General features: G+C 72.8%; 18 protein-coding genes, 1 other RNA gene and 1 pseudogene. 10 read left to right on the forward strand and 10 right to left on the reverse strand.

Features of this window, described 5'->3' with window-relative positions:
- Positions 1-118: 118 nt before the first annotated feature.
- Both rnpB and map read right to left on the reverse strand, forming a co-directional pair.
- Positions 119-482, reverse strand: an RNA gene (rnpB, locus tag Q9S36_RS42915) — RNase P RNA component class A.
- A 13-nt stretch (positions 483-495) separates the two neighbouring features.
- A complete protein-coding gene (map, locus tag Q9S36_RS42920) occupies positions 496-1,344 on the reverse strand; it encodes a type I methionyl aminopeptidase (protein WP_311290883.1) in 849 nt (282 codons plus the stop codon).
- 24 nt (positions 1,345-1,368) lie between these two features.
- Between map and Q9S36_RS42925 the strand changes: the two genes are divergently transcribed.
- A complete protein-coding gene (locus Q9S36_RS42925) occupies positions 1,369-1,593 on the forward strand; it encodes an SPOR domain-containing protein (RefSeq protein WP_311290884.1) in 225 nt (74 codons plus the stop codon).
- On the opposite strand, the gene Q9S36_RS42930 is transcribed toward Q9S36_RS42925, so the two are convergent.
- Positions 1,594-2,157, reverse strand: a complete 564-nt coding sequence (locus Q9S36_RS42930) for a histone H1-like repetitive region-containing protein (protein WP_311290885.1) — start codon at positions 2,155-2,157, stop codon at positions 1,594-1,596.
- 74 nt (positions 2,158-2,231) lie between these two features.
- Between Q9S36_RS42930 and Q9S36_RS42935 the strand changes: the two genes are divergently transcribed.
- The gene (locus tag Q9S36_RS42935; protein ID WP_311290886.1) at positions 2,232-2,510 is read left to right on the forward strand and encodes a hypothetical protein; all 279 of its coding nucleotides are present in this window, start codon (positions 2,232-2,234) and stop codon (positions 2,508-2,510) included.
- A gap of 10 nt (positions 2,511-2,520) precedes the next feature.
- On the opposite strand, the gene panB is transcribed toward Q9S36_RS42935, so the two are convergent.
- The 3 genes from panB to Q9S36_RS42950 form a co-directional block, all read right to left on the reverse strand.
- Positions 2,521-3,378: a 3-methyl-2-oxobutanoate hydroxymethyltransferase gene (panB, locus tag Q9S36_RS42940; RefSeq protein WP_311290887.1), complete on the reverse strand. Its 858-nt coding sequence runs from the start codon at positions 3,376-3,378 to the stop codon at positions 2,521-2,523.
- Positions 3,379-3,484: 106 nt separating this feature from the next.
- Positions 3,485-4,627: a PQQ-dependent sugar dehydrogenase gene (locus Q9S36_RS42945; RefSeq protein WP_311290888.1), complete on the reverse strand. Its 1,143-nt coding sequence runs from the start codon at positions 4,625-4,627 to the stop codon at positions 3,485-3,487.
- A gap of 44 nt (positions 4,628-4,671) precedes the next feature.
- Entirely contained in the window at positions 4,672-5,571 is a 900-nt protein-coding gene (locus Q9S36_RS42950; protein ID WP_311290889.1) for a GNAT family N-acetyltransferase, read from the reverse strand.
- Positions 5,572-5,707: 136 nt separating this feature from the next.
- On the opposite strand from Q9S36_RS42950, the gene Q9S36_RS42955 reads away from it, so the two are divergent.
- From Q9S36_RS42955 to Q9S36_RS42965, 3 genes are all read left to right on the forward strand, one after another.
- Entirely contained in the window at positions 5,708-7,750 is a 2,043-nt protein-coding gene (locus Q9S36_RS42955; RefSeq protein ID WP_311290890.1) for an NAD(+) synthase, read from the forward strand.
- Positions 7,751-7,855: 105 nt separating this feature from the next.
- Positions 7,856-8,239 (forward strand): hypothetical protein, encoded by a 384-nt coding sequence (locus tag Q9S36_RS42960; protein ID WP_311290891.1) that lies wholly within the window; start codon positions 7,856-7,858, stop codon positions 8,237-8,239.
- 40 nt (positions 8,240-8,279) lie between these two features.
- On the forward strand, positions 8,280-8,654 hold the full coding sequence (locus tag Q9S36_RS42965) for a hypothetical protein (protein WP_311290892.1): 375 nt from the start codon (positions 8,280-8,282) through the stop codon (positions 8,652-8,654).
- A 22-nt stretch (positions 8,655-8,676) separates the two neighbouring features.
- Here the strand turns inward: Q9S36_RS42965 and Q9S36_RS42970 are convergent, their stop codons facing one another.
- Both Q9S36_RS42970 and Q9S36_RS42975 read right to left on the reverse strand, forming a co-directional pair.
- On the reverse strand, positions 8,677-9,975 hold the full coding sequence (locus Q9S36_RS42970) for a HAMP domain-containing sensor histidine kinase (protein ID WP_311290893.1): 1,299 nt from the start codon (positions 9,973-9,975) through the stop codon (positions 8,677-8,679).
- Between the two features lies 1 nt (position 9,976).
- Complete coding sequence (locus tag Q9S36_RS42975; protein WP_311290894.1) at positions 9,977-10,669, reverse strand: response regulator transcription factor; 693 nt, start codon at positions 10,667-10,669, stop codon at positions 9,977-9,979.
- Between the two features lie 101 nt (positions 10,670-10,770).
- On the opposite strand from Q9S36_RS42975, the gene Q9S36_RS42980 reads away from it, so the two are divergent.
- Both Q9S36_RS42980 and Q9S36_RS42985 read left to right on the forward strand, forming a co-directional pair.
- On the forward strand, positions 10,771-11,214 hold the full coding sequence (locus Q9S36_RS42980; protein ID WP_311290895.1) for a hypothetical protein: 444 nt from the start codon (positions 10,771-10,773) through the stop codon (positions 11,212-11,214).
- Positions 11,215-11,294: 80 nt separating this feature from the next.
- Complete coding sequence (locus Q9S36_RS42985) at positions 11,295-11,915, forward strand: hypothetical protein (RefSeq protein ID WP_311290896.1); 621 nt, start codon at positions 11,295-11,297, stop codon at positions 11,913-11,915.
- Between the two features lie 20 nt (positions 11,916-11,935).
- Here Q9S36_RS42985 and Q9S36_RS42990 read toward each other — a convergent pair whose 3' ends face one another.
- Positions 11,936-13,552, reverse strand: a complete 1,617-nt coding sequence (locus Q9S36_RS42990) for an AbgT family transporter (protein WP_311290897.1) — start codon at positions 13,550-13,552, stop codon at positions 11,936-11,938.
- 1 nt (position 13,553) lies between these two features.
- Positions 13,554-14,906, reverse strand: a complete 1,353-nt coding sequence (locus Q9S36_RS42995) for a M20 family metallopeptidase (RefSeq protein ID WP_311290898.1) — start codon at positions 14,904-14,906, stop codon at positions 13,554-13,556.
- A 120-nt stretch (positions 14,907-15,026) separates the two neighbouring features.
- Here Q9S36_RS42995 and Q9S36_RS43000 point away from each other — a divergent pair, with 120 nt between their 5' ends.
- From Q9S36_RS43000 to Q9S36_RS43010, 3 genes and pseudogenes are all read left to right on the forward strand, one after another.
- The gene (locus Q9S36_RS43000; protein ID WP_311290899.1) at positions 15,027-16,373 is read left to right on the forward strand and encodes a glutamine synthetase family protein; all 1,347 of its coding nucleotides are present in this window, start codon (positions 15,027-15,029) and stop codon (positions 16,371-16,373) included.
- A gap of 32 nt (positions 16,374-16,405) precedes the next feature.
- A complete protein-coding gene (locus Q9S36_RS43005) occupies positions 16,406-17,152 on the forward strand; it encodes a type 1 glutamine amidotransferase (RefSeq protein ID WP_311290900.1) in 747 nt (248 codons plus the stop codon).
- Positions 17,149-17,672: pseudogene (locus Q9S36_RS43010) on the forward strand (bifunctional glutamine-synthetase adenylyltransferase/deadenyltransferase); the annotation flags it as partial. The gene Q9S36_RS43005 and the pseudogene Q9S36_RS43010, both read left to right, overlap by 4 nt.

A 17,672-nucleotide genomic window follows, 5' to 3' on the forward strand; every position in this document is an offset into this window, starting at 1 on the left:
CGTGCCGCGCGCGTCGTCCACAGGCACGTCGGACGACCAGAACTCCACCCGGCACGCAAGACGCGCGCTCGGTACGTCGTACATCCAGGACTTGTGGTCGTCCGACGCGCCGTGCGGGGGAGTGGGTCGGCCTGTAGGCCGGGTTCTGTCCCGCAACAGCGGGGGCGACCATCCATCTGCGACGACCGTTGCCGGCCGCCTGGTGCGATCTACCCGGATGCTCGGGCGGGCCGCCCTCGGACGCATCCTGTCTGATCTTGCTCCGGGTGGGGTTTGCCTAGCTACGCCGGTCGCCCGGCGTACTGGTGGTCTCTTGCACCACCGTTTCACCCTTGCCGCTCCCCGGAGGGAGTGGCGGTCTGTTCTCTGTGGCACTGATCCCGCGGGTTGCCCCGGGTGGCTGTTGGCCACCACCCTGCCCTGTGGAGCCCGGACCTTCCTCGACCCCACTCACGTGGAGCCGCGGCCGCCCGGCCGACCCACTCGACGAGGATCCTACGGGTGCGTCAGCACCTCGGCGCCATCCTCGGTCACGACGAGGGTGTGCTCGAACTGCGCGGAGCGGCGGCGATCCCGGGTCACGACGGTCCAGCCGTCGTCCCACATGTCGTAGTCGGGCGTGCCGAGGTTGAGCATCGGCTCGATGGTGAAGGTCATCCCGACCCGGATCTCGTCGTCGAAGCGCTCGTCGTCGTAGTGGGGGATGATCAGCCCTGAGTGGAACGAGGTGCCGATGCCGTGGCCGGTGAAGTCGCGGACGACGCCGTAGCCGAACCGCTTGGCGTAGGACTCGATGACGCGACCGATGATGCTCACCCGGCGGCCGGGCTTGACCGCGCGGATCGCCCGGTCGAGCGCCTCGTGGGTCCGCTCGACGAGCAGCCGCGACTCCTCGTCGACGTCACCGGCCAGGAAGGTGGCGTTGGTGTCGCCGTGCACGCCGCCGATGTAGGCGGTGATGTCGATGTTGACGATGTCGCCGTCCTCGATCACCCGAGAGTCCGGGATGCCGTGGCAGATCACCTCGTTGACGCTCGAGCACAGCGACTTGGGGAAGCCGCGGTAGCCGAGGGTCGAGGGGTAGGCACCGTGGTCGCAGAGGAACTCGTGGCCGATCCGGTCCAGCTCGTCGGTGGTGACCCCGGGCGCGACGTGCTGCCCGACGAGCTCGCGTGCCTGGGCGGCCAGGCGGCCGGCGACCCGCATCCGCTCGATCGTCTCGGCGTCCTTGACCTCCTCGCCGGTGAACCGCTGCGGGGCGGGCTTGTCGACGTACTCGGGGCGGACGATGTGGGAGGGGACCGGGCGTCGGGCCGACACCTCTGCGGGGGATACGACTGGCACGACCGCGAGTGTACGTTTCGCGGTATGAGCGAGAACGAGTACTGGTTCTGCCTGAAGCACCACACGGTCGAAGGTCGTGACGGCTGCAAGAACGCCGACCGCCTCGGCCCCTACGCCACCTCCGAGGAGGCGTCCCGGGCGCTGGAGAAGGTGCAGGAGCGCAACGAGGACTGGGACAACGACCCGAAGTGGAACGACGACGGAACCGGGTCCGGCGACGGCCTCACCGACGGCACGCCGGACAACTGATCACTTCTTCTTGCCCTTCTTGCCCTTGACCGGGTTCGCCGCCTGAGCGACGTCAGCGGCGGCCCGCACGCTCTTCAGGGCGCGCTTGGTGTTCTTGTCGAGCGTCCGGGTGAGCTCGGCGATGGCCGCCTCGTACTGCTTGCTGACGCGGGCCGCGGTCTCGGCCGCGACGCGTTCCGCCGTCTCCTGAGCCACTTTCTGGACGAGGGCGGCGGTGCTGAGCGCCTGGGCGCCGACGTCGACGGCACGCTCGGCCGGTGACCTCCGGGCGGCAGTCGCCACCGGCTTCGAGGCGGGCGTCGTCTTCGTGGCGGGCGTCGTCTTCGTGGCGGTCTTCTTGGCTGCGGTCTTCTCGGCGGGGGCCTTCTTGGCTGCCGTCTTCTTGGCTGCCGTCTTCTTGGCGGGGGCCTTCTTGGCGGGGGCCTTCTTGGCGGTGCTCTTCTTCGCCGGCGCCTTCCTCGCGGTCGTCTTCCTCGCGGTCGACTTCTTGGCTGCCGTCTTCTTGGCGGGGGTCTTCCTGGCTGCCGCCTTCGTCGTCGGGTTCTCGGCCGGGGTCTCGCTCACGGAGGGCTCCTCGCGTCGTCGGGAGATCGATCCTGCCCGTCAGGGCTCGGGTTGTCACCGGCTAGCGTGTGGCCGTGCCCGACCCAGCGACGCGCGAGCCCCTCTCGCCCTGGCCGTTCGCCGGTCTCGTCGGGCTGGCGTGCGTCGCCTTCCTCATCGGCGCGACCCCGGTCGTCGTGGGCGCCCCGTGGTGGGCGGTCGTGCTGCTCGCCGTGGTGTGGGTCGTCGCCCTTCTCCTGGCGATCGGGTGGTTCACCACCCGGCCGAGAGCCGTGGCGCTGCTCCCGGCCGCGGTGGCCGTCCTGTGGGTCGCCACCGTCGTCGGTGGCGCGAGGTTCCTCGGCTGGGAGTGACCCGCCGAGGTCAGAACGTGTGCTCGGGGCCGGGGAAGGTGCCGCCGCGGACGTCGTCGGCGTACGCCCGCGCGGCGTCGAGCAGCACGGCGTGCACGTCGGCGTACTGCCTGACGAAGCGGGCCATCCGGCCGGTGCGCAGCCCGAAGGCGTCCTGCCAGACCAGCACCTGGCCGTCGCAGCCGGCACCGGCGCCGATGCCGATGGTCGGGATGGTCAGCTCCTTGCTGATCTGCTCGGCTACGTCGCCGGGCACCATCTCCATGACCACCGCGAAGGCGCCCGCCTCCTGCACCGCGCGGGCGTCCGCGACGACCCGGTCGCTCGCGTCGCCTCGGCCCTGGACGCGGTAGCCGCCGAGGGTGTGCTCGCTCTGCGGGGTGAAGCCGATGTGCGCCATGACGGGGATGCCGCCCCGGGTGCACTTCTCGATGACCGGAGCCATCTCCGCGCCGCCCTCGAGCTTGACGCAGTGGGCGCCGGCCTCCTTCATGAAGCGGACGGCGGTGAGGTAGCCCTGCTCGGGCGAGGCCTGGTAGCTGCCGAACGGCAGGTCGCCGACCACCATCGCGCGCTTCACCGACCGGGCCACGGCGCGGGTGAGGGGGAGCAGCTCGTCGACGGTGACCGGCAGTGAGGTCTCGTTGCCGAAGACGTTGTTGGAGGCGGAGTCGCCGACCAGCAGCAGGTCGATCCCGGCCTCGTCGAAGGTCGCCGCGGTGTACATGTCGTACGCCGTCAGCATGGTGATCTTCTCGCCCCGCTCCTTCATCTCCCGGAGGTGGTGGGTGCGTACGCGCTTGGCCGGGGCCGCAGCGGGGGCAGCCGGGCCGGAGCCGTAGGGGGCGGTCTCTTCGGGTGCAGGCATGGGTCGCTCCTCGTCATCTCGCAGCTCCCTGGTGGAGTCCACGGACCACTCGTCAGGCTAGTGCTGACCCGTCGGTAGGACCCCTGTGGCGATGGTCACGCCGCCCTCACCGGGGCGAGACGCGGAGCACCCGGTCGTTGCCGTTGTCGGTGGTGATCAGCAGGTCGCCGTTGCGGGCCGCGGTGATCGAGCGGAGCCGGCCGTAGCGCTGCAGCTCCGCCGGTCGGGTCACCGACTGCAGGGCCCCGGCGGCGTCGAAGCGCATGAACAGCACCTCGCCGGCCTTGAGGGCCGCCACGGCGAGGGTGCCGTCGAGGTCGCCCCACTGCTCGCCGCTGACCCACGCCGCGCCGGACGTCGCCAGCGTCGGGTTGCCGGACGACCACGCCGCGTCCTGCTGGGTCCCCGGCAGCGACTGGTCGGTCATCGGGACCTCCTCGTTGTAGCCCGGGACCGGGTTCCAGCCGTAGTCGCCGCCCTTGACCAGCAGGTTGACCTCGTCGTCGCGGTAGCTGCCGTGCTCGACCGACCAGAGCGAGCCGTCCGGGCGCTGCGCGAGGCCCTGCACGTTGCGGTGGCCGTAGGTCCACACGAGCCGGCGCGCCGAGGACGCACCGGCGTACGGGTTGTCCGGCATCGCCGCGCCGGTGTTGCGGTGCACCCGCAGCACCTTGCCGCCGAGGGAGTCGAGGTTGCGCGGGTTGGTGCCCACGGCCGCGTCCCCGGTGCCGACCAGCAGGGCGGCACTGCCTCGTTCGAGGAGGAGCCGGCAGCCACCGTGGCGGCCGCTGGTCGCCGGCAGGCCGGAGACGATCGTGCGGCGGTGCGCGAGCTTGCGCCACGTCGGGCTCACCCGCCAGCGCGACACCATGACCTCGGGTCCGCTGCCCGTCATGTGGCCGTGGCAGGCCCACAGGAACCGCTTGTCGGGGTCGACGGCCATCGACATGAGGCCGGTCTCGCCGGAGACCCAGACCAGCTTGGTGAGGCGGGCGAGGGTGTGGCGCTTGCCCTTGCGCACCACGCTGATGCGCGCGCGGTTGCGCTCGGTGACCAGCAGGCGTCCGCCGGGCGCCTGTTGGACGTCCCACGCGGTCTGCAGGCCACGTGCGACCGTGCGGACGCCCAGGTCGGGAGCCTGCGTGCGCGGCGTCGCTCCGGGCGGCGCGGCCGCCTCGGCCGGCACCAGCGCGAGCGCGGTGAGGAGGGAGGCGGACAGGGCGAGGGTGGTGCGGAGGTGGTGGCGCACGCGGGTGACGCTACGCGGACGCCCGGTCGGCGGTAAAGGGTCGGTCAGTCCTGGTGGAGGGGGCGGGCGAGCTGGATCCCCACGCGGGTCGTGGCGTAGCCGAGTCGCGTGTTGAGCGCCCGCATCGCCGCGTTGCCGTCCTGCGTCCAGGTGTAGACCTCGGTGAGCCCGTGGTCGGCGGCCCAGGCCAGGGTGCGCAGCTTGAGGTGGACCGCCAGCCCGCGGCCGCGCCAGTCGCGGCGTACGGCGGTGAGCAGGTGCTCGGCGCGCGACGGGTCGTCCGGGTCGAGCCCGAGCCCGGCGCAGCCGACGACCTCGCCGCCCGCGAGGGCCAGGAACATGGGGTCGCCGAGCCATTCGCGCACCCAGTTCTCCGGGGTCACCTCGAGCGGGGTGTCGACGGAGAAGTCGGCGAGCGCCTCGAGCCCGAAGCGCTCGTACGCCGCCTCCCACAGGCCGGGACGCTCCTGGGCCGTGACGACCTCGATGCCCTCGGGGGCCGGCGTGACGTCGACCGGGCCGTCGAGGTGGAAGGTCTGCTCGACCTCCCGGTTCACCTCGGTGAACCCGAAGCGGTGGGCGAAGGCCAGCGAGCCCTCGTCGTCCGCGCCGGCGCGGAGCGTCGGCACGCCGAGGGTCTCGACGTGCGCGACGAGGTGCTGGAGCAGGGCGGTGCCGATGCCGCGGCGGCGGTGCTCGGGCAGCACGCGCGGGATCACGGAGCCGCCGCCCGCGCTGTCCGAGCGGTCAGAGAGCCCGTGTCCGACCACGACGCCGTCCACGCGGGCCAGCACCATCAGGCGGTCGGGGGAGTCGTTCTCGCGGAGCTCGGCGACCGAGACCGTCCGCTCGTAGGGGAGGACGGCGATCCGCACCCGCCGCCACGCCTCGTAGTCGTCGTCGGTGACGCAGCGGGTGATCTCGAGGGTCGGCTCGGCGGGCATGGATGCACCTTCACGCCGCGCCGCCGGGGTAGTCCAGTGAGTTTCCGTCGTCGTGGGGCCGCTGGAGCGACCGTTCGTCACTGGACTACCCCCACGGCTGGGCCGCGACCCGAACGCGCATCCCTAGAGTGAGGCCGTGGACTTCTACTCCGCCTACGCCCAGGGGTTCGCCCGCATCGCGGCCGTGACCCTCCCCGTGCACCTCGCCGATCCCGCCGCCAACGCGGCGACCGTCATCGAGCAGGCGCGGGCCTGCCACGACGACCACGTGGCGGTCGCGGTGTTCCCCGAGCTGTGCCTCACCGGCTACTCGGTCGACGACCTGTTCCTGCAGGACACCCTGCTGCAGGCGGTGGAGGAGGCGGTCGCGGAGATCGTCGCGGCGAGCGAGGACCTGATGACCGCGCTGGTCGTCGGAGCGCCGCTCGTCCACGAGAACCGCGTCTTCAACTGCGCCGTGGTCGTCCACCGTGGCGCGATCCTCGGCGTCGCGCCCAAGTCCTACCTCCCCAACTACCGCGAGTTCTACGAGCGCCGGTGGTTCGCCCCCGGCGACGACCGCGAGCTCGAGTGGATCACCGTCGCCGGGCAGGACGTCCGCTTCGGCCCCGACCTCATCTTCCGCTGCCTCGACGTGCCCGGGCTCGACCTGCACGTCGAGGTCTGCGAGGACATGTGGGTGCCGGTGCCGCCGAGCGCGGAGGCCGCGCTGGCCGGGGCGACGGTCCTCGCCAACCTCAGCGGTTCGCCGATCACCGTGGCCCGCGCGGAGGACCGACGGCTGCTGGTCCGCAGCGCGAGCGCGCGGTGCGCGGCGGCGTACGTCTATGCCGCGGCCGGCCAGGGGGAGTCGACCACCGACCTGAGCTGGGACGGCCAGACGATGGTCTACGAGTGCGGCTCGCTGCTCGGCGAGAGCGAGCGCTTCCCCGACGGCCCGCGGCGCACGGTGGTCGACGTCGACCTCGACCTGGTGCGGCAGGAGCGGATGCGGCAGGTCACCTTCGACGACAACCGCCGCACCCACCGCGAGCGGGTCAACCGGTTCCGCACGGTGGAGTGGGAGCTCGACCCGCCGGCCGGCGACATCGGGCTGCTCCGCAAGGTCGACCGCTACCCGTTCGTGCCCGACGACCCCGAGCGCCTCGAGCTCGACTGCTACGAGGCCTACAACATCCAGGTCTCCGGCCTCGAGCAGCGGCTCAACGCCATCGGCTCGCCGAAGGCCGTGATCGGCGTGAGCGGAGGCCTCGACTCGACGCACGCGCTGATCGTCGCCTGCAAGGCCATGGACCGGCTCGGGCGTCCGCGCAGCGACGTGCTCGCGTTCACGATGCCCGGTTTCGCGACCGGCTCGACCAGCAAGTCGTACGCCACCCGGCTCTCGCAGGCGCTGGGCGTCACCTTCGAGGAGCTCGACATCCGCCCGGCCGCCGAGCAGATGCTCGAGGACCTCGGGCACCCGTACGCCGCGGGGGAGAAGGTCTACGACGTCACCTTCGAGAACGTCCAGGCCGGCCTGCGCTACGACTACCTGTTCCGGCTGGCCAACCAGCGCGGCGGCATCGTCGTGGGCACGGGCGACCTGTCCGAGCTGGCGCTGGGCTGGTGCACCTACGGCGTGGGCGACCAGATGTCGCACTACACGGTCAACGCGGGCGTCCCCAAGACCCTCGTGCAGCACCTCATCCGGTGGGTGATCAGCCACGGCGAGTTCTCCGCGGAGGTCGGCGAGCTGCTCGGCGAGATCCTGGCGCAGGAGATCACCCCGGAGCTAATCCCGGTCGAGGAGGGCAAGAAGCCGCAGGCGACGCAGGACACGGTCGGGCCCTACAACCTGCAGGACTTCACCCTCGCGCTGGTCGTGCGGCACGGCTTCCGGCCGCGCAAGATCGCCTTCCTGGCCTGGCACGCGTGGAAGGACCTCGAGGCGGGGGAGTGGCCTCCCGGCTTCCCCCACGACGCGCGCGTGGCGTACTCCCTCGAGGAGGTCCGCACCTGGTTGCAGGTCTTCGTGAAGCGGTTCTTCGCCAACCAGTTCAAGCGCTCCGCCCTCCCCAACGGGCCGAAGGTGAGCCCGAGCGGGACGATGAGCCCCCGCGGCGACTGGCGGATGCCCAGCGACGCCAAGGGCACCGCCTGGCTGGCCGAGATCGAGCGGGACGTGCCGGCCTCCTGACAACGCCTTTGCCGGGCCTTAACGGCCGGCTGGAGCGCGGTTAGCCGCGCGCGGGTGAACCTCCTTCCATGACGCCGCAGCGGCGTCGAGCGAGGAGGAGGAACAGTGCAGAAGAAGCTAGTCATCGGCGGCGTCGCCGCGGCCGTGGTCGTGGCCGGTGCCGGGACCTGGTGGGCCGTCGACCGATCGGCCGAGGCCCAGACCACCGAGCGCGGCACGTGCGGCGGCGCCACGTGGGAGCTCAGCATGGAGGCGGAGGACGGCGGCGTCGAGGTGAGCGCCGAGATCCAGTCGTCCGGACCCGGAGAGACGTGGGACGTCGCGCTGCTGCGCGGCGACGCCTCCCTGCTGGAGGGCACCCGCACCACCGACGACGACGGCGAGATCGACGTCGACGCCTTCACCGCGGACGACTCCGCGGACGCGATCTACACCGCCACCTTCACCCCCGCCGAGGGCGAGCCCTGCACGGCCGAGCTCGGCTCCTGACCGACCCACCCCGCACGTCCCACCCCACGAGGAGAAACCCATGAAGAAGATCATCGCCAGCACCGCCCTCGCCGCCACCGCCGCAGCCGGCACCACCGTCCTGGTGGCGGCCCCGGCCAGCGCCGACGTCGAGCGGCGCGGCACCTGCGCCGGTGCGACGTACGAGCTCTCGGTGGACCGCGAGCGCGCCGGCTACGACGTCGACGCAGACCTGGACGGCGCGAAGGCGTTCAGCACGTGGCAGGTCACCCTCCGCCACAACGGCAAGGTCGCGGCCCAGCGCACGCTCCGCGCCGACGACGAGGGCGAGCTGGACCTCGACACCTGGACCCGCAACACGCGGGGGAAGGACACCTACAAGCTCTCCGTGAAGCCGTCCGGCGGCAGCGCCTGCTCCACCACGGTGACCGTCTGAGGAACGCCTCCCGGAGCCCGGGTCATGCCGTCAGCAGCTTGACGGCGACCCGGGCTCCTCCCATGTCCGAGGTGCCCGTCGCCAGCCAGCCGCCCGACTCCCGGGCGGTGCGCGCGGCGATCGACAGGCCCAGGCCGGTCGAGCCGGCGCCGCTCGTGCCGCGGGCGGTCGCGTCGAAGCCGTCGGGCAGCCCCGCGCCAGCGTCCTCGACCACCAGCAGCACGCCGTCGTCCTCGGCGGTCAGCGTGACGCGTACGGCGTCGTCGTCGGCCGTGTGGGTGAAGACGTTGTCCAGCAGCACGTCGACCACGGCCTCCAGGTCCGCCCGGCTGGTGCGCAGCAGCGGCCCCGACCCGGCGAGGTCGAGCTCGAGCGGGCGGCCGAGGTCCTCGGCGAGCGGGACCCAGTGCCGTACCCGCTCCGCGATGACGGGTACGCCGTCGGTGCGGGGGTCGAGCCCCTCGCGCTCGGACCGCCGGGCCTCGCGCACGACCTCGTCGACGGTCGCCTGGAGGGCGTCCAGGTCCCCGCTGAGACGGTCGCGCAGCTCGGTGTCGGGGACGGTCTCGACCCGCAGCCGCAGCGCAGTGACGGGTGTGCGCAGCCGGTGGGACAGGTCGGCCACCGACTCGCGCTCGCGGGAGAGGAGCAGCTGGATCCGGCCGACGAGCCGGTCGATGGCGGCGCCGAGCTCCTGCACCTCCGCCGGGCCGTCCACGCGCGACAGCGGAGCCGGTTCGCCCGGCCGCCCGAGGGACTGGGTGTGCTCGGCGAGCCGGCGGATCGGCTGCACGAACGACCGGCCGAGCCGATCGACCACGACCAGCGAGCCGACGAGCAGGACCAGCGCGAGCAGGCCGAGCAGCCCCCAGGCGACGCCGACGACCGAGTCCAGCCCGGGCTCGTCCACGACCACGCGGATGACCGGTGTCTGGGAGGGCAGCGCGGAGTTCCCGCCACGGGAGACCGGCACCAGGATCTGCGAGCCCTCCGCGACGTCGTCGACCCGCGCCCGCCCGGTGTTGCGCGCGTCGAGCACCCGTGAGTCCTCGCCCGGGTCCGGCCCGACCCCGTCGCCGTCGGGGTAGAGCACGGTCGTACGGGTGTGGCCGTCACGGCCGTTGAGCCGGTCGAGGTAGACCGACACGGCGCCCTTGTCCTGCCCGGAGACCACGGTCTCGACCGCCTGGACCTCGAGCGCCGCACGCGCCAGGCGGTCCTCGAGCGCATAGCTGCGGACCAGGATCGCCATCGGCACCAGCATCGCCAGCAGCACCATCGAGATGGCTGCCGCGGCCGTCACCAGCAGGCTGCGACGCACCTCAGTCGTCCTCGGCCGGGACGGCGAGGCGGACCCCGACCCCGCGCACGGTGGTGAGGTAGCGGGGCGCGGCCGCGGTCTCGCCGAGCTTGCGGCGCAGCCACGACAGGTGGACGTCGACGGTCTTGTCGGAGCCGCCCCACGGCTGCTGCCACACCTCCACCAGCAGGTCGCGCTTGGTCACCACCTCGCCCGGGCGCTCGGCGAGGTGGGCGAGCAGGTCGAACTCGCGCGGGGTCAGCTCGACCTCGCGCCCGTCGAGGTGGACCCGGCGGCCGGCGAGGTCGACGGTGAGCCCGCCCACGGTGAGGGTCACCGGTCGCTCGCGCCCGGACTCGGTACGTCGGAGCACCGCACGCACGCGCGCGTCGAGCTGGGCGCTGGTGAACGGCTTCACGACGTAGTCGTCCGCACCGGCGTCGAGCGCGCCGACGAGGGAGGGGTCGTCGTCGCGGGCGCTGGCGATGATCACCGGCACCTGGCTCACGGCACGCAGCATGGACAGGACCTGGGTGCCGTCGACGTCGGGCAGCCCGAGGTCGAGCACCACCAGGTCCGGGGACGAGTCGACGGCGAGCTGCAGGCCGGCCATGCCGGACGGCGCAGAGGTGACGGTGTGCCCGAGCTCGCGCAGGGCCTTGACCAGCAACGGCCGGATCCGGTCGTCGTCCTCGATGATCAGCACCTCGGCCACGCAGGGACCGTACCGCCCGCCGCCTCGCGCGAGGCCTCCCTTAGCCGTCCCTTAACCACCGCCTCACCTCCTGCTGAGGCGCCACGAGGCACGATGGGGCCGTGACCGGGCCGATGGGACGACGACTGCTGCTGGTCGGCCTGTGGGCGGCCGTCACGGCTGTCGCGGTGCTGGCCGGGGTCTTCGCGATCTCGACGGTGGGCGCGACGATCCGCGACCGCGGGCCGGTCGGCGACGAGGTGGCGCGGGACACCTCGGTGCAGTCGACCGACGTGCCGTCGCCGCAGGGGCCCGCCGTCCGCGACGAGGTGGCTGGCGAGTGGGGCGCCTTCGTCGTCGAGTGCCGCGACACCTGGGCCCACGGCGTCGCTGCCCGCCCCGACCGCGCCGCCGGGTGGCGGGTGGTGAGCTGGGAGAAGGGACCGGACGACGACGTGGACGCGGTCTTCAGCGACGGTCGCAACTCCGTCGACCTGGAGGTCTTCTGCAACCGCGGCCGCCCGACGCTGGCCGAGCTCGAGCGCAACACGCTGGGCGACGACTGATCCTCCCGCGAGGTGGATGCAACCTTTCCGCGACGAGGCGCGTCCTGTCTGGGTCCGCACCTTCACGGGGAGAGAGATCCATGACCGTCCGCACCACCACCCGCACCACCACGCGCGCTGCCGCCGGCGCCGCCCTGCTCGCCGCCCTGCTCGCCCCGTCCGGCGCCGGCGCCGCCGCGCCGACGGGCGGTGAGCGCACCGCCGCAGCGCGCACCACGCTGACCTTCACCGTCGCGGACTGCGAGGGCTGCGAGGTCCAGCTCGTCAACGCCCGCAGCACCCTCGACGCCGACGTCGTCCACGTCTGGGAGTCGCGGACCAAGGAGGTCGCGGACGGTCGCGTCACCTTCACCATCCCCACCCGACGCACCTGGGGCATGTCCGCCACGGTGGTCGCGCCGTGGGAGGGCCACACCGGCTACCTCACGACCGTCGCCTGGCGCTACAACGGCATGCACGTCGGCGACGCCATCACCTTCGAGGAGGCCGTCACCAGGAAGAGGGCGTCCGCCTGCTGGGAGGGCGTGCGCAGCCGCCGCGTGACCGTCCCCCTCGTCGTGGAGAAGGTCCGGGTGGCCGGCGTCCACGAGGAGGTCGACGGCAGCATCGCCTTCGTGCCGACCACCTCGAGCTGGCTGCCCCCCATGCGCGAGGTCTGGGACGGCGTCCTCGGCTCCCAGGACGTCAACATCTGTCGCTGACCTGGCGGTCGGCGTCCGCGTCAGTCGATGCGGATGCCGACGCCGGGGCCGACGTCGGCCCCGGTGAGGTAGAAGACCGTCAGCACGGTCACCCACGACAGCCAGAAAGGCACCACGAACGGCAGCATCCGCGAGATCACCGTGCCCAGCCCGGCCTCGGGCTCGTACTTCTTCAGCATCACCAGGAAGATCCAGATGTAGGGGTTCATCGGGGTGATGACCTGCGTGGCGGAGTCGCCGACGCGGAACGCGGCCTGCACGAAGCCGGGCTCGTAGCCCAGCAGCGCGAACAACGGCACGAACACCGCGCCCATGAGCGTCCACATCGACGACCCGCTGACGATGAAGAGGTTGAGGACCGACGCCAGCAGGATGAACCCGATGATCGCGGGGTAGCCGGTCAGCCCGATCGACTCCAGGCCGTCCGCACCTGCCACGGCGAGCGCCGAGCCGACGTTGCTCCAGTTGAAGAGCGCGATGAACTGGCCGAGCATGAAGGCGAGCACGATGAAGGCCGCCATGTCCTTGATGCCGAGGCCCATCACCTTGGGCACGTCGGCGGCGTGGCGCAGCGAGCCGCTCACGAAGCCGTACGCCAGCGCTGGCGCGAGGAACAGCACGAAGACGATGAACACCGTCGAGTCGAGCAGGGGCGACTCCGGGAGGAAGTTCCCCTCGTCGTTGCGCCACGGCGAGCCACCGGGCACGACTGCCGCGACGATGACGGCCGCGAGCGCGAGGAAGACGAGCCCGGCGACCCGCAGCCCCCGCCGCTCGGCGGGCGTGAGGTCGGGCGAGAGGTCCTCCGGCGTCGGCCGGAGCGCGGGCGCGACGTCGTCGTCGGCGCCCGTGCCGCCCTCGAGCGTCGCGTCGGCGTCCTCCTGCTCGACCGTGTCTACGGGCGCGCCCTCGCGGACGAGCCGCGGCTCGACCAGCCGGTCGACGACGAGGCCGGCGACCAGCGCCAGGACCACCGACGAGGCGAGGTTGAACCACAGGTTGGAGACCGGCGTGACCGCGGCCCCGGGGTCGGGGAGGCCGCCGGTCACCGAGCTCGTGATCCCGGCGAACAGCGCGTCCAGGCTGGTCACCAGCATCGAGGTGGAGTAGCCCGCGCCGACGGCGGCGAAACCGCCGACCAGGCCCGCCAGCGGGTGCCGGCCCGCGGCCTTGAAGACCATCGCCGCGAGGGGCGGCACCACGATGAAGGCCGCGTCGGCCATGACCGAGGCGTTCACGCCCACGAAGCCGACGGCGTACGGCAGGAGCCAGCGCGGCGCCGAGCCGAGGCTGGCCCGGATGGCGGCGGCGAGGAGGCCGGTGCGCTCGGCGACGGTGACCGCCAGCAGGATCGTCACCACGGTGACCAGGGGCGGGAACCCGATGAAGTTGGCGCCGAGGTTGACCGTCAGCCAGGTGAGGCCCTCGCCGGTGAAGAGCCCACGGACGGCTGTCTCCTCGTCGGCGCCGGGGATCGTCACGGCGGTGCCGAGCAGCTGCAGCACGGTGGACACGACCCCGACGAGCAGGAACAGGCCGAGGAACAGCAGGAACGGGTCGGGCAGCCGGTTTCCCACCCGCTCGACCGCTGCCAGGGCGCGGTCGGTGCGGGTCGTCGCGGCGACGTCGGAGGACACCTCAGGCCTCCCCGAAGTACGACGGAACGTCGACGGCGCCGCCCGCGGCCTCGAAGTCCGCGGTCGCGGCGTCGCGCAGGTCGGGGTCGCTGAGCCAGTCGGCGGCGACCGCGGCCAGGGACCAGGCCGAGTCGAGGACGACGCGGTCGGCCTCCTCGCTCACTGCGGCGTCCGCGAACTCGCGGGTGTGCAGGGAGAGGTCGGCCTCGGTGATGCGCACCATCGCGTGCACGCCGGGGATCCGGTAGGACACGTTGCCGAAGTCGGTCGAGCCGGCGAACATCCGCGGCACGACGTCGGTCGGGAGCACCGTGCGTCCGCGCTCGCCGTAGCGCGTCGTCCAGGACGCCGCGAGGGGACCGTTGCCGCGCACGGGGAGGTAGGCGGGCGCCTCGTCCCAGGCGAGCTCGACGCCGCACCCCGTCATCAGCGCGGCGCCGCGGGCGATGTCGCCGAGCCGGTCGCTGAGGACCGCGAGACCCTCGGGGTGCTCGCTGCGGAGGTAGAACAGCATCTCGGCGTGCTCGGGGATGACGTTCGGACGCTCGCCACCCGCGGTCACGACGCCGTGGACCCGGTCGGTGGGTGGCATCTGCTGCCGGTGCAGGCCGACGCCGGTGTACATCAGGTTGACCGCGTCGAGGGCGTTGCGGCCCATGAAGGGCTGCGCGGACGCGTGGGACGTGACGCCCCGGAAGGTGGCGCGCAGCTGGCGCCGGCCCAGGAACAGGGGTTCGGCGATGTCGTAGGTGAAGGGGTGCACCATCAGCGCCGCGCCGACGCCGTCGAAGGCGCCCTCGGCCGCCATCAGCTCCTTGCCGCCCCCGCCCTCCTCGGCCGGGGTGCCGAGCCACACGACCCGGCCGGGCAGCCGGTCGCCGAGGGCGGCCAGGGCGAGGAACGCGCCCAGCCCGGCGGTGGCGATCACGTTGTGGCCGCAGCCGTGGCCGATGCCGGGCAGGGCGTCGTACTCCGACAGCACCGCGATGGTCGGTGCGCCGGCGGGGCCGGCCTCGGCGCGCAGCGCGGTGGCGAGGCCGTGCGCGCCGCGGACGACGTCGATCCCGCGGGACTCGACGAGGTCGGCCAGCGCGGCCGCCGAGCGGTGCTCCTCGAAGGAGACCTCCGGGTGGGCGGCGAGGTCGTGGCTGGCCCCGAGCAGCGTGGGGCCGAGCTCGTCGACCGCCTCGCGGAGTGCGTCGAGGACCTCCTGCGCCGCCCCGGTGGTGGTCGCGCCGGGCGCCCGCGCCGTGCGCGCCCGGCGCCTGGTCTCCTCGGCGAGGTGGCCGAGGAGGAAGCCGTCGGGCGGCAGCGGGGCTGAGGTGTCGGAGGGCAGGTCGTGGGGGTGGATCATCGCGCAGCATCCCTTTCCCGTGGTGAGCGGGCCCGAGTGGGGGCTGGGTCCGCGACGCTAGCACCGCCCACGCCTCAGCCACCGCGCCGTCGGGCACGCACGCACCCCTAGGCTGGGGCCATGGGCAAGCAAGAGGACTTCGTACTCCGCGCGCTCGAGGAGCGCGACGTCCGGTTCGTCCGGCTGTGGTTCACCGACGTGCTCGGCTTCCTCAAGAGCGTGAGCGTGGCGCCGGCGGAGCTGGAGAACGCCTTCGACGAGGGCATCGGGTTCGACGGGTCGGCGATCGAGGGCTTCGCCCGCGTCTACGAGTCCGACATGCTCGCTCACCCCGATGCCTCGACGTTCCAGATCCTGCCGTGGCGAACCGGCGAGGACGGCGGGCCCACGACGGCCCGGATGTTCTGCGACATCGTGATGCCCGACGGCAGCCCGTCGTACGCCGACCCACGGCACGTGCTCAAGCGCACGCTCAGCAAGGCGGCCGACCAGGGCTTCACGTTCTACACCCACCCCGAGATCGAGTTCTACCTGTTCAAGGACGTGCCCGGGAAGGGCGACGAGCCGCAGCCGGTCGACCGCAGCGGGTTCTTCGACCACACCGCTCAGTCGCGCGGCGCGGACTTCCGGCGTGACGCGATCACGATGCTCGAGGCGATGGGCATCTCCGTGGAGTTCAGCCACCACGAGGGCGGCCCCGGCCAGCAGGAGATCGACCTCCGGTACGCCGACGCGCTGACGACCGCGGACAACATCATGACCTTCCGCACCGTCGTCCGCGAGGTCGCGCTCAGCCACGACATCTGGGCCTCCTTCATGCCCAAGCCGTTCACCACCCACCCGGGCTCGGGCATGCACACCCACGTCTCGCTGTTCGAGGGCGACCGCAACGCCTTCTTCGAGGCCGGCGCCCAGTACCAGCTCTCGAAGACCGGCCGGCAGTTCATCGCCGGGATCCTGCGCCACGCGAGCGAGATCAGCGTGGTCACCAACCAGTGGGTCAACTCCTACAAGCGCCTGCTCGGCGGCGGCGAGGCGCCCAGCTCGATCTGCTGGGGCCACAACAACCGCTCGGCGATGGTCCGGGTGCCGATGTACAAGCCCAACAAGGGGCAGTCCACCCGCATCGAGCTGCGCACGATCGACCCGGCCTGCAACCCCTACCTCGCCTTCGCCACGGTGCTCGCCGCGGGCATGAAGGGCATCGAGGAGGGCTACGACCTGCCCCGCGAGGCCGAGGACGACGTGTGGTCGCTGACCGAGCGCGAGCGCAAGGCGCTCGGCATCGCGCCGCTGCCCAAGAGCCTGTGGGACGCGATCGGCATCGCGGAGGACTCCGAGCTGCTCGCCGAGACGCTGGGCGAGCACGTCTTCGACTTCTTCCTCCGCAACAAGCGCGCCGAGTGGGAGGAGTACCGCACCCAGGTCTCCGCCTTCGAGCGCGACCGGATGCTGCCCGTCCTCTGACCCGGCCGCGAAGGGATGTGGAGGTGAGCCCGATGAGCTCGGTGAGCCCGCGCATCCTCGCCGTCGAGCACGAGGAGTCCTGCCCGCCCGCGCTCGTGGGGGAGTGGCTGGTCGGGGCCGGCTGCACGCTCGAGGTGTGCCGCCCGTACGCCGGCGACGCGCTGCCCGCCCTGGCGTCGTACGACGGTGTGCTGGTGCTGGGCGGCGAGATGGGCGCGAACGACGACGACGCCCACCCGTGGCTGGGCCCGCTCAAGGCTGGCATCCGCGACGCGGTCGCGGCCGGCACGCCGCTGCTCGGCGTCTGCCTGGGCCACCAGCTGGTGGCGGTGGCGCTGGGCGGGGTCGTGCGGCGCAACCCGCGCGGCCAGACCGTCGGCCTGCAGCCCGTGGGCTGGACCGCGGACGCGGCGACCGACGACTGGGTGGGCGCCGCCCGCGGCGGCGACCGGGCGATCCACTGGAACAACGACGTGGTCGTCACGCTGCCCGAGGGGGCCGTGGTCCTCGCCCGCACCCCCGACGGCGAGGTGCAGGTCGCGCGCTTCGCCCCGCGGGCGTGGGGCATCCAGGCGCACCCCGAGGCGGATGCCGCGATCATCCGGCGCTGGGTCGAGACCGACCGGGAGGACGAGGTGGCGCGCGGCTTCGACGAGGAGGCGGTGCTGGCGGCGATCGAGGAGGCGGCGCCCGCGCTGGCGTCGTCGTGGCGTCCGGTGGCCGAGCGCTTCGCGGCCATCGTCGCGAGCGGGGCCGGCGCGCGGGCGGGCCTCGGATGAGCCCGACCTCCAGCGGGTCGTTCGTGCGGATCGGCTTCGTCGACGGGGCGGCCGCGGCCGCGGGCATCGAGCGGCTCGGCGAGGCCGGCCGGCCGCTCACCGACCACCTCGCGGCGACCGCCGATCCCGACGCCGCCCTCGCCGGGCTGCTGCGCCTCTCCGACGCCCTCGACGAGCGCGAGCCCGGCTCCGGGCCGGCGATGCTCGCGGAGCTGGCCGACGACGAGGGCACCGCGATGCGGGTGTGCTGCGTGCTGGGCGCGAGCGCCGCGCTGACCACCCACCTGGTCCGCCACCCCGAGCAGTGGCGCGAGCTCACCGACCCGACGCTGGGCAGCACCCGGATGCCGGCGTACGCCGTGCGCGAGTGCCTGCTCACGGCGGTCGGCGCCGACCCCCACGACGCGAGCCCGGTGGCGACGCTGCCCGACGCGGACGCGGTCGACGCGTTGCGCGTCGAGTACCGCCGGGTGCTGCTCCGCCTGGCCGCGCGCGACCTGGCGCACCACGTCGGCCTCGA

This window comes from Microbacterium sp. ARD31 (assembly GCF_031844425.1).

Excerpts from the sequence above, each read along its gene's own strand:
- Q9S36_RS42995 (WP_311290898.1), bottom strand. The coding sequence starts at position 14,906 with ATGATCCACCCCCACGACCTGCCCTCCGACACCTCAGCCCCGCTGCCG.
- Q9S36_RS43000 (WP_311290899.1), top strand. The coding sequence starts at position 15,027 with ATGGGCAAGCAAGAGGACTTCGTACTCCGCGCGCTCGAGGAGCGCGAC.
- Q9S36_RS42950 (WP_311290889.1), bottom strand. The coding sequence starts at position 5,571 with ATGCCCGCCGAGCCGACCCTCGAGATCACCCGCTGCGTCACCGACGAC.
- Q9S36_RS43005 (WP_311290900.1), top strand. The coding sequence starts at position 16,406 with ATGAGCTCGGTGAGCCCGCGCATCCTCGCCGTCGAGCACGAGGAGTCC.
- panB (WP_311290887.1), bottom strand. The coding sequence starts at position 3,378 with ATGCCTGCACCCGAAGAGACCGCCCCCTACGGCTCCGGCCCGGCTGCC.
- Q9S36_RS42925 (WP_311290884.1), top strand. The coding sequence starts at position 1,369 with ATGAGCGAGAACGAGTACTGGTTCTGCCTGAAGCACCACACGGTCGAA.
- Q9S36_RS42965 (WP_311290892.1), top strand. The coding sequence starts at position 8,280 with ATGAAGAAGATCATCGCCAGCACCGCCCTCGCCGCCACCGCCGCAGCC.
- Q9S36_RS42985 (WP_311290896.1), top strand. The coding sequence starts at position 11,295 with ATGACCGTCCGCACCACCACCCGCACCACCACGCGCGCTGCCGCCGGC.